The sequence below is a fragment of the Paraburkholderia sp. BR10872 genome (assembly GCF_040965835.1).
In the GTDB taxonomy this organism is placed as follows: domain Bacteria; phylum Pseudomonadota; class Gammaproteobacteria; order Burkholderiales; family Burkholderiaceae; genus Paraburkholderia; species Paraburkholderia nodosa_A.
The window spans coordinates 115,766-128,980 of record NZ_JBFRCN010000014.1; the positions used below are offsets into that span (position 1 = coordinate 115,766).

13 protein-coding genes are annotated in these 13,215 nt (G+C 65.1%); 8 read left to right on the plus strand and 5 right to left on the minus strand.

The window, feature by feature from the left end:
- The first annotated feature begins 126 nt into the window (after nucleotides 1-126).
- Together mprF and AB4Y43_RS14015 are read left to right on the plus strand one after the other, a co-directional pair.
- Nucleotides 127-2,736, plus strand: a complete 2,610-nt coding sequence (mprF, locus tag AB4Y43_RS14010) for a bifunctional lysylphosphatidylglycerol flippase/synthetase MprF (RefSeq protein WP_069261624.1) — start codon at nucleotides 127-129, stop codon at nucleotides 2,734-2,736.
- Nucleotides 2,733-4,106, plus strand: coding sequence for a virulence factor family protein (locus AB4Y43_RS14015; protein WP_368728032.1), 1,374 nt, complete (start codon nucleotides 2,733-2,735; stop codon nucleotides 4,104-4,106). The genes mprF and AB4Y43_RS14015 overlap by 4 nt, the downstream gene beginning before the upstream one ends.
- Nucleotides 4,107-4,285: 179 nt before the next feature.
- On the opposite strand, the gene AB4Y43_RS14020 is transcribed toward AB4Y43_RS14015, so the two are convergent.
- From AB4Y43_RS14020 to AB4Y43_RS14035, 4 genes are all read right to left on the minus strand, one after another.
- Nucleotides 4,286-4,549: a cupin domain-containing protein gene (locus AB4Y43_RS14020; protein ID WP_069261623.1), complete on the minus strand. Its 264-nt coding sequence runs from the start codon at nucleotides 4,547-4,549 to the stop codon at nucleotides 4,286-4,288.
- 194 nt (nucleotides 4,550-4,743) lie between these two features.
- Complete coding sequence (gene ahpF / locus AB4Y43_RS14025) at nucleotides 4,744-6,345, minus strand: alkyl hydroperoxide reductase subunit F (protein ID WP_069261622.1); 1,602 nt, start codon at nucleotides 6,343-6,345, stop codon at nucleotides 4,744-4,746.
- Nucleotides 6,346-6,532: 187 nt separating this feature from the next.
- Nucleotides 6,533-7,096, minus strand: coding sequence for an alkyl hydroperoxide reductase subunit C (ahpC, locus tag AB4Y43_RS14030; RefSeq protein WP_069261621.1), 564 nt, complete (start codon nucleotides 7,094-7,096; stop codon nucleotides 6,533-6,535).
- A 311-nt stretch (nucleotides 7,097-7,407) separates the two neighbouring features.
- Nucleotides 7,408-8,316 (minus strand): LysR family transcriptional regulator, encoded by a 909-nt coding sequence (locus tag AB4Y43_RS14035; protein WP_069261875.1) that lies wholly within the window; start codon nucleotides 8,314-8,316, stop codon nucleotides 7,408-7,410.
- Between the two features lie 167 nt (nucleotides 8,317-8,483).
- Between AB4Y43_RS14035 and AB4Y43_RS14040 the strand changes: the two genes are divergently transcribed.
- The 5 genes from AB4Y43_RS14040 to AB4Y43_RS14060 all read left to right on the plus strand — a co-directional run bounded on the left by AB4Y43_RS14040 (nucleotide 8,484) and on the right by AB4Y43_RS14060 (nucleotide 11,357).
- A complete protein-coding gene (locus AB4Y43_RS14040) occupies nucleotides 8,484-9,209 on the plus strand; it encodes a pirin family protein (protein ID WP_368728033.1) in 726 nt (241 codons plus the stop codon).
- Nucleotides 9,210-9,341: 132 nt separating this feature from the next.
- Entirely contained in the window at nucleotides 9,342-9,755 is a 414-nt protein-coding gene (locus AB4Y43_RS14045; RefSeq protein WP_042268447.1) for a DoxX family protein, read from the plus strand.
- 195 nt (nucleotides 9,756-9,950) lie between these two features.
- A complete protein-coding gene (locus AB4Y43_RS14050) occupies nucleotides 9,951-10,508 on the plus strand; it encodes an aromatic acid exporter family protein (protein ID WP_368728034.1) in 558 nt (185 codons plus the stop codon).
- Nucleotides 10,509-10,771: 263 nt separating this feature from the next.
- Complete coding sequence (locus AB4Y43_RS14055) at nucleotides 10,772-10,900, plus strand: hypothetical protein (RefSeq protein WP_342946800.1); 129 nt, start codon at nucleotides 10,772-10,774, stop codon at nucleotides 10,898-10,900.
- Between the two features lie 40 nt (nucleotides 10,901-10,940).
- On the plus strand, nucleotides 10,941-11,357 hold the full coding sequence (locus AB4Y43_RS14060) for a rubredoxin (protein WP_368728035.1): 417 nt from the start codon (nucleotides 10,941-10,943) through the stop codon (nucleotides 11,355-11,357).
- Nucleotides 11,358-11,383: 26 nt separating this feature from the next.
- Here AB4Y43_RS14060 and AB4Y43_RS14065 read toward each other — a convergent pair whose 3' ends face one another.
- A complete protein-coding gene (locus AB4Y43_RS14065; protein WP_368728046.1) occupies nucleotides 11,384-12,238 on the minus strand; it encodes a response regulator transcription factor in 855 nt (284 codons plus the stop codon).
- Nucleotides 12,239-12,368: 130 nt separating this feature from the next.
- Between AB4Y43_RS14065 and AB4Y43_RS14070 the strand changes: the two genes are divergently transcribed.
- Complete coding sequence (locus tag AB4Y43_RS14070; protein WP_368728036.1) at nucleotides 12,369-13,199, plus strand: carbon-nitrogen hydrolase family protein; 831 nt, start codon at nucleotides 12,369-12,371, stop codon at nucleotides 13,197-13,199.
- Nucleotides 13,200-13,215 lie beyond the last annotated feature (16 nt).

Consider the following 13,215-nt stretch of genomic DNA (forward strand, 5'->3'; position numbering starts at 1 on the left):
GCGCGTGATGCGCGAGACCCGGCCTCGAAAGAACGTAAGCGCAAAACGCGAATAAACACGATGTCACCGCCGGGGAAGCTGTAACAGTCGATACGGCGACATCGCAGAGAGCCACCAGACCGATCCATGTCCCAATCGCATTCTTCGCGCGCGGCGCGCGCCCTCGGGGCGCTGCGCCGCCGTGCCGGTGCCCTGCACCTGCAGCGCTTTGTCGCGCCGGTGTTCGCGCTCGGTATCTGCGCGCTGCTGCTGGTCGTGTTCCAGCACCTCTCTCGCACGGTCGACTACCACTCGGTGATCCGCCAGCTCTGGACGCTCACGCCCGCGCAATGGGTCGGCGCCCTCGCCGCCACGGCCGTGAGCTTCGTCGCGCTGGTCGGTCGCGACGCCGTGGGCCTGCGCTACCTGGGCGCGCGCGTCTCGCGCGGCGCGTTGTGGGCCGGCGCGATCGCAGGCTCGGCGCTCGGCAACGTGACCGGCTTCGGCGCGCTCACGGGCGGCGCAGTGCGCTGCCGCGTGTATGGCGGCGCGGGCGTCACCGCCGCGCAAATCGGCCGCATGACGGTATTCACGAGCGTCACGCTCGCCCTCGCACTCGTGTTCATGACCGCGCTCGGCATGGTGGGCGCCGCAAGCACGCTCTCCGGTCTGCTGCACCTCTCGCCCGACGAACTGCGCCTGATCGGCGGCGTGGTGCTCGGCTGCGGCGCGGTGATGGTCATCGTTTGCCCCGCAAGCGCGCGCGAGATCGAGCCGTTCGGCCGCGCATGGCTGCGCTTTTCGGTGCCGGCGCGGCGCGACCTCGTCGCGCAGCTGCTGCTGGCCGCGCTCGACGTGGTCGGCGCCGGGCTCGCGCTCTGGTCGGTCATGCCGCATGCGCTTCTCGGCTTCACCGACTTCCTCACCGTGTATTGCGCCGCCATGCTGCTCGGCCTGATCGGCCACACGCCCGGCGGCATCGGCGTGTTCGAAGCCGCGATGGTCTACGCGCTCGGGCCGAGCGTGCCGACCTCGAAGGTGCTTGCCGCGCTGCTCGCCTATCGCGCGATCTACTTCGGCGCGCCGCTCGCGCTCGCCGCCGCGGTGCTCGCCGTATTCGAGGGCCGCGCGCTCAAGACACCGCTCAGCGCCCGCTTTGCGAAGCGCGGCGCCGATGGCGTCTCGCAACTCGCGCCGCTCTTCCTCGCCATCGTGACGTTCGTGACCGGCAGCATGCTCGTGATCTCGGGCGCCACACCCGCGTTCTCCAAGCGCATCGCGCTGCTCCAAACCATCGTGCCGCTCTGGGTGCTCGAAAGCTCGCAGCTGATGGGCAGCCTCTTCGGCGTGTTGCTCCTGTTCGTCGCGCGCGGTCTGCTGCGGCGTCTGGACGCCGCCTGGTGGCTCGCGCTCGTGATCGCCGTGGCCAACCTCGCGCTCTCGCTCGCCAAGGGCCTCGCCTTCGTCGAAGCGGGCGTGCTGTGCGTGCTGATCGTGCTGCTGCTTGGTACGCGCAAGCGCTTCAATCGCCACTCGTCGATGTTCAGCGAGCGATTCACGCCGGCCTGGCTCGCCTCGGTCGGCTGCGTGATCGCGCTCGCCGTGTGGGTGCTGCTGTTCGCGTTCCGCGATGTGCAGTACTCGCAAAGCCTCTGGTGGCAATTCGCCTTCCACAGCCGCGCGCCGCGCGCGCTGCGCGCCACGCTCGGCGCCGGCGTGTTCGCCGCCGCGCTCGCACTGTGGCAATTGCTGCGCCCCGCCGCCGGCCGCTTCGTGATGCCCCCGAGCGAAGACCTCGAAGAGGCCGCGCGTATCGTGCGCGCGCAGGAACGCAGCGACGCGGGCCTCGCGCTGATGGGCGACAAGAGCTTCCTCTTCTCCACCTCGCGCAAGGCTTTCCTGATGTACGCGAAGCGCGGTCGCACGTGGGCGGCGCTGCACGATCCGGTTGGCCCGCGCGAAGAGTGGCCCGCGCTGATCCGCGAGTTCGTCACGCTCGCGCACGCACACAACGGCCGCGCGGCGTTCTACCAGGTGCGCGCCGACGCGCTGCCGCTCTATCTCGACGCCGGCCTCACGCTGATGAAGCTCGGCGAGGAAGCGCGCGTGATGCTGCAGGAATTCGACCTCAAGGGTCCGCAGCGCGCGCATCTGCGCTACGCGCTCAAGCGCGGCGAACGCGACGGCTTTTCGATCGAACATATCGAGCCCACGCAGATGGGCGCGAGCCTGCCGGTGCTGCGCGCGATCTCCGACGCGTGGCTGCAGGACCGCGAAGCGCGCGAGAAAAGCTTCTCGGTGGCCGCGTTCGACGACGACTATCTCGCCGCGCAGTCCGTCTTGCTCATCCGTCAGAACGGCGAGCCGCTCGCCTTCGTCACCTTCATGACGACCGATCTGAACACCGACGCGACGGTGGGCGTCATGCGCCATATGCCGGGCGCCTCGCCCTACGCGATGGAATATCTGTTCACGCAGCTCGCGCTGCATCTGAAGGCCGCAGGCTACCAGTCGCTCTCGCTCGGCATGGCGCCGCTCTCGGGCATGGGCCCTTCGCCGCTCGCGTCGTCCTGGCACCGGCTCGCGGGTTTCATCTGGCGCTTCGGCGGCCGCTTCTATAACTTCCGGGGGCTGCGCGGCTTCAAGAACAAGTTCGCGCCGCGCTGGGAACCACGCTATCTGGCCGCTTCGGGCTCGATCAGCGTGTTCATCACTCTCGCTGATCTATCGCTGCTGGCAGGAGGCTGGCGCTCATGACATTCCGTATTCCCAGGCTGCCGCGCATTGCAGGCACGGCAGCGGGCGCCGCTGCACTGGCGTTTTGCGCGGTTCACGCCAACGCGGCTTCGACGCCCGTCTCGACGCCCGCTTCCGCCGCGACCATGCACGTTTCGGGCGGCCGTTACGGCGAAGTCGCGGTGACGAAACCGAGTATCGCCATGCGCGGCTTCACCGTGCTGTTCTCGGCTGACAAGCACTGGAGCGCCGCCGACCAGACGCGCGCCGACGCGCTCGCGCAGCATGGCGCGCTCGTCGTGGGTGTTGAAACGGAGCGCTATGCGCAGAACCTCGCCGCCGTGAAGAACGAGACCTGCCACAAGCTCTACAGCGACGCCGAAGCGCTGAGCCACCAACTCGAACGCCAGCTAGGCTCCAGCGAGTACTACGCGCCGATCGCGATCGGCAGCGGCGAAGGTGCGCTCATCGCACAGCGCATGCTCTCGCAGGCGCCCGCGAACACGATGGCGGGCGCCGTGTCGCTCGATCCGGCCGCAAAGCTCGACGCGCGCTTCGCGCCCTGCCCGGCCGACCCCACGCTCTCGCGCGGCAATGGCCTGCCCGGCTTCTTCGAGCAGGGTGTGACGACGAAAGATGTGCACGCAGCCACTTCCGGCGCTCCGCGCGCCTTCGCCCCCAGCGTTGCCGACGCCGACAAGATCGTTGCGCTCACATCGAATCACCTGCGCGTCGTGACGGAAAGTGAAGAGGACGTGTCGGACCTGCCGCTCGTCGAACTGCCCGCGGCGCACCCCACCGACATGCTCGCGGTGGTGATCTCGGGCGACGGCGGCTGGCGCGATCTCGACAAGACGATTGCAGAAGCGCTGCAAAAGCAGGGCATTTCGGTGATCGGCTGGGACGCGCTGCGCTACTTCTGGAGCGAAAGGACGCCCGAGCAAACGAGCCACGATCTCGCCCGCGTGCTGAAGACTTACGGCTCGCGCTGGCATGCGCAGCACATCGCGCTGGTGGGCTACTCGTTCGGCGCGGACGTGATGCCGTTCGCCTACAACCGTCTGCCCGACACGTTGCGCGCGAAGGTGTCGTACATGTCGCTGCTCGGCTTCGCGCCCGACGCCGACTTCCAGATTCGCGTGACGGGCTGGCTCGGCATGCCCGCCAGCGACAAGGCACTGCAGGTGCGCCCGGAACTCGCGAAGGTGCCGCCTTCTATCGTGCAATGTGTGTATGGCGCGGGCGAGAAAGACACGCTGTGTCCGGCGCTCGCGAATACCGGCATCGACGTCGTGAAGACGAACGGCGATCACCACTTCGACGGCGACTACAATGCGCTCGCGGGGAAGATCATCGCGGGGTGGAAGAAGGAAATCGCGGCGCGGGGGTGAGGGAGCGAGTCGCCTTAGCGCCAGCGCTCCCACGTTAGTCTTCGCTGGCTATCGGAGCAATGGATCCTCGGTCGCTGTTTCATTTGCAACACCTCGGCTGCTCACGCAGGGTGTGGTGTGCTGCATCGACCCGTTGAATCCGCTCGGAACTTCGGCCACTCGCGGCATAGGCGCCCCCCTCACTTCCTCCCCACCAGGTACTGCACGCCCTGCGGCCCATAGCGCTCGGCGTGCGGCAGGTTGGCGGCGAGATGAAACACGTCGCCGACCTTGTAGTGTCGCTCTTCGTCGCCTACGCGGATGTGCAGTTCGCCCTCGATGACCAGCGCCTTCGCTTCGAACGGATGCGAATGGACCTCCATGACGCCGGCTTCGCGCGTCACGACAACGGGCTCGGGAAAGCCCTCCTCGGCCAGGCTGCGGATGAATGTTTCGCGCTGCATGTTTCGTCTCCTCGATCGACGGTGCCGACCCGACAGCAGCCAGTTTGGCACGCGCACCGAGGCGCTGTTCATTTAATTTCACATATTCTGTAATAGGCAGCCCGCTCGTCCAGGACTGAGCCGTCTTCTTGCGCGAAACCATAAAAAAACGCCGGCGTGAGCCGGCGTAAAGAGAGACTGCTACAAACCTTTGCTTAGGCGACCACGGGCGCCGCCTTCGCATCCTCTTCCTGCTCCACGGAGGAGCGGATCAGGTAGTCGAATGCGCCCAGCGATGCCTTCGCGCCTTCGCCCACGGCGATCACGATCTGCTTGAACGGCACGGTCGTCACGTCGCCCGCGGCGAACACGCCCGGCACCGACGTCTGGCCCTTGGCGTCCACTTCGATCTCGCCGTGCTTCGACAGCGCCACCGTGCCCTTGAGGAACTCGGTGTTCGGCACGAGGCCGATCTGCACGAACACGCCTTCGAGTTCGAGATGACGCTTCTCGCCCGACGTGCGTTCGAGAAAAGCGAGACCCGTGACCTTCTGGCCGTCGCCGGAAATCTCCGTGGTTTGCGCGTTCAGGTGCACCGTGACGTTCGGCAGGCTGCGCAGCTTGCGTTGCAGCACTTCGTCCGCACGCAGTTGCGCGCCGAATTCGAGCAACGTGACATGGCTCACGATACCGGCCAGGTCGATTGCCGCTTCCACGCCCGAGTTACCGCCGCCGATCACCGCCACGCGCTTGCCCTTGAAGAGCGGGCCGTCGCAGTGCGGGCAGTAGGCCACGCCCTTGTTCTTGTACTGCTGCTCGCCCGGCACGTCGACATTGCGCCAGCGCGCACCGGTGGCGAGCACCACGCTCTTCGCACGCAGCGTCGCGCCGCTTTGCGTGCGCACTTCGAAGCCGTTGCCCGAGGGCACGAGCGCTTCGGCGCGCTGCAGATTCATGATGTCGACGTCATAGGCGCGCACGTGCTGCTCCAGCGCCGTGGCGAACTTCGGCCCTTCCGTTTCCGTGACCGAGACGAAGTTCTCGATGGCCATCGTGTCGAGCACCTGGCCGCCGAAGCGCTCGGCGAGCACGCCGGTCTTGATGCCCTTGCGCGCCGCGTAGATCGCAGCCGCAGCGCCAGCGGGGCCGCCGCCGACGATGAGCATGTCGAAAACATCCTTCTGGTTCAGCTTCTCGGCAGCACGCGACGATGCGCCGGTATCGAGCTTCGCGAGAATCTCTTCCACGCCCATGCGGCCCTGGCCGAACACTTCGCCGTTCAGGTAGATGGTCGGCACGGCCATGATCTGGCGCTTCTCGACTTCGTCCTGATACAGCGCGCCGTCGATCGTGACGATCTGCACGTTCGGGTTGAGCGAAGCCATCGCGTTGATCGACTGCACGACTTCCGGGCAGTTCTGGCACGACAGCGACATATAGACTTCGAACGAGAACGCGCCGTCGAGCGCCTTCACCTGTTCGATGGTGTCGTTCTCGAGCTTGACCGGGTGGCCGCCCACCTGCAGCAGCGCCAGCACGAGCGACGTGAATTCGTGGCCCATCGGAATGCCCGCGAACGTGACTTTCACGTCGGAGTTCGCGCGCTTGATATCGAACGAAGGGGTACGCGCGTCGCCGGCTGCGGCGCCACGGCGTGCTTCGTAGGAGATGCGATTCGAGAGCGATGCGATGTCCTGCAGCAATTGCTGCAGTTCTTGCGACTTCTCGCCATCGTCCAGGTACGCAACGATCTCGATCGACTGCGTGACTTTTTCGAGGTAGCTTTTGAGTTGATCTTTGAGGTTGGCGTCGAGCATGGCTTTTTTTCCGGCTAGAGAAGAAGCGGGGGAATTCTAAGTATTGCCTGGCAATTTCGCCGTTCCGCTTATGGCGTCAAGAGGCGAACAGGCACCCGGACCGCGGCCGAGTGGGCGGGGCCCGGGGATACAGCTAGTGAGACTTGGGCGTCATGCGATCAGGGCGATCGCATTTGAACAGCGACGCTTAGATCTTGCCGACGAGGTCGAGCGACGGCTTGAGCGTTTCAGCGCCCGGCGTCCACTTGGCGGGGCAGACTTCACCCGGGTGTGCTGCCACGTACTGAGCGGCTTGCACCTTGCGCAGCAGTTCCTTGGCGTCACGGCCGATGCCGTTGTCATGGATTTCGCACAGCTTGATCTCGCCTTCCGGGTTGATCACGAACGTGCCGCGCAGTGCCAGACCTTCTTCTTCGATCATGACGTCGAAGTTGCGCGTGATTGCGCCCGTCGGGTCGCCGACCAGCGGGTACTGGATCTTGGCGATCGTGTCCGACGTGTCGTGCCATGCCTTGTGCGTGAAGTGCGTGTCGGTCGACACACCGTAGACTTCGACGCCCAGCTTCTGGAATTCCGCGTACTGGTCAGCCAGGTCGCCGAGTTCGGTCGGGCACACGAAAGTGAAGTCGGCCGGATAGAACACGACGACCGACCACTTGCCCTTGAGGTTTTCCTCAGAGACCGGAACGAACTTACCGTTGTGGTATGCGGTTGCCTTGAACGGCTTGACTTGCGTGTTGATGAGAGACATGCGTTGTTTCCTCGCTCTGGTTGGGAAAAGGTATGGACGAAGGTTACGGGAACCGCGTCCGTTTGAAAAATTGGTTGCTTTGATCGCCGGTATTAACCCTGCCTATCGGACCCCATAGCGTCCGTCAAAGCCCGCCAGTATGGGGTTCCGCGCCCGCATCGCGCGGCCCGAGCAACCCTCGGGGCGGTGAGCATACAACGAAACTGCGACAAGGCGCCTCACGCGGCCGCGCTGTCATGTTGCGTTCAAGAAGCTTTATGCGTTAGATGCAGGCGCAACGGCCCTTCCGCAAGGGCCGCACGCTTGCTGCGTCAAAGCGCGCCGCCGCGCGCGGTTGCCGCACGCGCCGCGAGCCGCTCGCGCAGGTATTGCGTAAATGCGCGGATCGTCACGGAAGCTTCACGATGCTGCGGGTACAGCGCATGGAGCGCGTTGGGCGGCGGCATGAACGGCTCCAGCACCTCCACCAGCAGGCCCGCATCAACCGATCCCGCCACGATGAAGTCCGGGAGGTAGCAGATGCCGAGCCCGGCAATGGCCGCGTCGCGGATCACTTCGCCGTTGTTCGCGCGCAGCGGCCCGTGCACGTCGAAAGGCGTGCGCACGCCATCAACGATGAATTCCCACGGCGCGCGGCCCTGCTGCCCGTACGGCAGGCAGGCGTGCTGCGCGAGATCGGCAGGCGTTTGGGGCGCGCGCCGGCGGCGCCGGTAGCCGGGACTGCAGCAGGCGATCATGCGCACGTCGATGAGCTTTTGCGCGACCAGCGTGGAATCCGCCAGCCGGCCGATCCGCAGCGCCATGTCGAAACCCTCGCCGATCACGTCGACGGTGCGGTCGCTCAGATCCATGTCGAAGCGCACGTCCGGATGCTCACGCAGAAATTCGGCGACGAGCGGCGAAAGGTGCGCCATGCCGAACGACATCGGCGCGCTCACTTTCAGCAAGCCGCGCGGCTCGCTGCGCCGGTCCGACATGGCCTGCTCGGCCTCCGAGACGTCCGAAAGGATGCGCTTCGCGCGCTCGTAGAAGTCCTGGCCGAGGTCCGTGACCGCCAGTTTGCGCGTGTTGCGCACCAGCAGGCGCGCGCCCAGATCGCCCTCCAGCGCCGCCACGCGCCGGCTCACGAACTGCTTGGAAAGCCGCAGCCGATGGGCCGCCGCCGTGAAATTGCCCGCATCCACGGTGGTCACGAAGATCCGCATGTCGTCGAGTTGCATTCCGATTGTCCACTTCATCGTGACAGTGAGTCGTATTTTACGGTGATTCCAGTCGATTTGATTGACCTAAAATTCTTCCATCGCAACCAATCAAGCGAATCCCATCAACCCAATGGGGCCAGGGTAAGGCGCTAAAGCGCCAACTCGGCCCGACAGGAGAGACGAAAATGATCGAACTTCGCAAGGCAGACCAACGCGGCCGCGGTGAACATGGCTGGCTCAGCTCGCGTCACACGTTTTCGTTTGCCAATTACTACGATCCGAAGCAAGTAGGCTTCTCGGACCTGCTCGTGATCAACGACGACCGCGTGGCCCCGGCGCGCGGCTTCGGCAAGCACCCGCACCGCGACATGGAAATCTTCTCGTACGTGCTGGAAGGCGCGCTGGAGCACAAGGACTCGATGGGCACGGGCTCGGTGATCGTCCCCGGCGACGTGCAGCTGATGAGCGCCGGCACCGGTGTCGCGCACAGCGAGTTCAACCACTCGGCCGACGAAGGGGTGCACTTCCTGCAGATCTGGATTGCGCCGAACGTGAAGGGTGCGCAGCCGCGCTACCAGCAGAAGAACATCGCCGATGAGGAAAAGCGCGGCAAGTTCCGCCTGATCCTCTCGCCGGACGGCGCCGACGACTCGCTGCTGCTGCGCCAGGACACACGCGTCTATGCAGGCCGCCTCGACGGCGCGGAAACGGCGAAGATCGAAGTGGACGCCGACCGCTACGCTTACGTTCACGTGGCGCGCGGCAGCGTGAAGCTGAACGGCGTGGAACTGGGCGAGGGCGACGGCGCGCGCATCCGCTCCGAGCGCGAGTTGAGCTTTAGCGACGGACACGATGCAGAGGTCCTCGTGTTCGATCTGCGTAATATCGAAGTGTCGGAGCTGTGGTCCTGACTTCGGCGTTGCGCCTGAGGTTATGCTTGCGCAGACCGGCGCGCGGCGGTCCACTCACTCAAAGTGGGCCGCCGCCCGGCAAAGCGCGAACTGATACGTAGTGAACTGCTTAAAACTTATTCGGAGAAAACCATGCGATACAACCTGTTCGGGCCGGGCAACGACGTCGTGCTGCTGGTCTCACGCATTCTGCTGACTTCCCTGTTCATCCTGTTCGGCTGGTCCAAGATCACCGGCTTTTCGGGCACGGTCGACTACATGGCGCACGTGGGCGCGCCCGTGCCGATGCTGTCGGCCGTCATCGCCGTGATCATGGAGTTCGCGGTCGGCATCCTGCTGCTCGTGGGTTTCTACACGCGGCCGCTCGCCGTGCTGCTCGCGATCTATACCGTTGCGACGGCCTTCATCGGCCATCACTTCTGGACCATGACGGGCGCCGATCAAATGGCGAACATGATCAACTTCTACAAGAACATCAGCATCGCCGGCGGACTGCTCGCACTCGCGGTAACGGGTCCGGGCGCGATCTCGATCGACAGGAAGTAACGCACGGTTTTTCGGCTGTAGAAAGGCGCGATGCCGGTTGGCATCGCGCCTTTTTTTGTCTCGCTCCTGCGCCACGCGGCGACGCCGTTGCGCATGCATCGCCTGCCCGACGATCCGCATATTGCAAACACGGCTTGATATGCTTGGCAACGCGCCCGCCCAGCCTCACGTTCTCCTTACGACCGATCACGCGCAATGCACGACCCACAAGACAACCTCTACGCCTACCTGACTTCGCTCCAGCAATCGGCGCTGGGCACGCTCAAGCGCCTGCCGCTCAAGAGTCGCGCCGCGCAGGGCACGCTCATGGCGATGCGCGCCGTGTGCGCGGCAGGCCTTGCATACAGCATCGGCCGCGCGCTCCACACCGAACAAGCGTTCTGGGCCGCGATCACGGCGATTGCCGTCACCCAGCACGATTACGCCGATACGCTTGCGCAGTCGCGCGACCAGTTCATCGGCGCGATTGCGGGCGGCGCGGTGGGGCTCGCGACGGCGGCGTTCGGCCCGGAAAATCTCGCGGCCTACCTCCTCGCCGTGAGCGTGGTGATCATCGGCTGCTGGTGCCTGAGCGTGAGCACCGCCGCGCGACTGGGCGCGATCACCACCACGATCGTGCTGCTCGTGCCCATGAACGGACCAGTGTGGGACGTCGCGCTCTTTCGCGTGGCGCAGGTCGCCATCGGCATGGCGTGCGCGGTGCCGGTCAGCTGGCTGTTCTCGTATGTCGAACGGCGCTGGCTGCAGTTGTGAGCCGCTTCTCTCAACGCCTGCGAAATAAACCATCTCCGCGCGCTCAGGAATCCGGCCCAGATTAGCGGCGATAATCGATGCCGCTGTGCGGCGCAGGTTGCCGCGGCGAATCTGCGGCGCGTGCGCACAGTCGCCCCGCAAATGCCCCCGCCGATGCGAAATCGTGCGAAACTCCCCGCCGCGCTCTGCCGCCGTCATGCCGATGATGGCGACTTTTCGGGGCGCAATCGAAATCGCAACCCACGCCGCCGCAAATTCACCCTATGAACACCACCACCCGTCCCGCGGCTTCGAACGCCAAGTCCAGCAAGTCCATCACGCTCCTGCAAATGCTCGCGCTGATCGGCGCTGGCGGCATCGCGGCCTCGCTGCTGTTCCGCTACTTCCTGTAAGCGCAGCGCGTCCGGGGCATCAAGCCAACCGTTTTCGCTTATGTACAAGAAAGGCGTCGCCCTCGAAATCCAGTTCTCTCCTGAACGCCTGAATGACGGCGCAGGCGACCCGTACTGGATCGACCTCACCGCCGACGAAGCCGCCGCGCTGCTCGCCACGCTGCAAAGCAAGCTCGCTGAACGCGAGAGCACCGCAGCGCCGCTCGTCGTCGCGCTCGACACCCCGCCCGAAGGCGCCGCGCCCGAGGCCTCCTCAAGCGCCTCGACGGCTGCGGCCAGCGCCGACGACGGGCTCAAGCATTGGGTCTGTGTGATCTGCGGCTGGGTGTATGACGAAGCGGCAGGCGCCCCCGACGACGGCCTCGCTCCCGGCACCCGCTGGGCCGATGTGCCCGACGACTGGCGCTGCCCGCTCTGCGACGTGGGCAAGGAAGACTTCGCGCTCGTCGAGTTCTGACGCACCCCGTCGAAGGCGCGCGGCGCTCATACGCCCGCGCGCCCGAGCGGCTCGTAGAAAAGCGCAAACAACTCCGACTGCGAACTCACGCCGAGCTTCGCGTAAATATGCTTCTTGTGCGCGCGCACGGTCTCGAACGAAATGGCGAGCCGCTCCGCAATCGCGCGCGTGGAAAAACCGCTCAGGCTCAAACGCACCACTTCGATCTCGCGCGCGGTGAGCGGCACGCGTCCGCTTTGCTGCGTGACCGCCTCGATGCGGCTCGCAAAGCCCGCCTCGCTCAACTGCCCCTGCTGCGCCGCGCTGTCGGCTTCAGATACATCAGACGCGACTGCCTCGGCAACACCCTCGGCAAACGTCTCATACGCGAGCCGCTGCTTCATGAGCGCGATCACCCACGGCGCGAACATCGCGAACAACGCAATATCGCGCTCCGTGTAATGGTGCTTTGCGCCTAGCGAGAAAATCAGCGTGCGCGCTTCGTCGAGAGGCACGTTGAACTGCACTTCGTCGCCGATGATGTTGCTCTTGAAGTAGCGCTGATAGTAATCCGTCATGCGGAAATTATCGGGCGCGACTTCGGCCAGCGTGACGAGTCCTGCGCGCGGCTTTTCGCTGGCGTTCAGATAGAACGGATCGAGCAGGTACATCCCCTCCAGATACGCGCGGAACAAGAGATCCACGGTGCCGTCGGGCATGGGCGACTCGGCGCATACGAGCGGCGCGCGATCGCGCCGGAAGACGAGCGCAACCCAGTTGTCGAACGCGACGAAACGCTCGATCACACGCGTCATGCGGGTCCAGAAGTCGTGGCCGTCGAGGGCGTCGATCAGCGTCGCGATATGGTGATGGAACGCACGGTCCTGCCAGTCCAGTTCCATGAGGGGCTCCATGGGTCCTCCGATCAGGGTACCCCTGCAGGGTAATTTCTCGACAAAAATATCGTGGAGATAATAGCGGCTCCAGACGCCCACGCGGTGCTTTACGTAATACATAAGGAAGGAGACAGGCATGCAACTCGAACTCGCGCAGATCCCGATCGTGGACGGCGCAGTCGCTCCCAACCTCGCCCGCGTACTCGACGCTATGGCCAAAAGCCATGAAGGCAGCGATCTCATCGTCTTCCCCGAAGCCACGCTCACGGGCTTTCCCACCCGCGAAAACGTGCGCGACGTAGCCGAATCGCTCGAAGGTCCGTCTTTGAGCAAAGTCCGTGACGCCGCTCGCGCCGCGAAGATCGGCGTGGCGGTCGGCCTTGCCGAGCGCGACGGCGACCGCTTCTACAACACGACCGTCCTGATCGACGAACGCGGCGACATCGCGCTGCGCTACCGCAAGACGCATCTGTGGGCCACGGACGTGGGCGTATTCACGCCCGGCGACCGCTTCGAGGTGTGCGAATTCAAGGGCATGACCGTGGGTCTCCTGATTTGCTACGACATCGAGTTTCCCGAAACGGCGCGCGCCGTGGCCTCGCTCGGCGCGGAAATGCTCGTCGTCACGAACGGCAATATGGATCCGTTCGGCCCCGTGCATCGCCGCGCGATCGTTGCGCGCGCAATGGAGAACCAGATGTTCGCCGCGCTCGTGAACCGCACCGGCGACGGCGACGACAACCTTACGTTCCCGGGCGAAACGGCGCTCGTGAGCCCGTTCGGCGACGTGCTCTGCGAGTTGAAGAACGAAGACGCGGTGCTGCACGCGAAGGTGGATCGCGCGCTGCTCGCGCAAAGCCGCGAACACTACAGCTATCTGCACGACGCACGCATTGCGCTCAATCTCGAGGACGAGAACGACGCGCAAGGCCGTCGCTCGCTCAACATCCGCCCGCGCACGCGTTAAAGGCGCGTAGCACTAA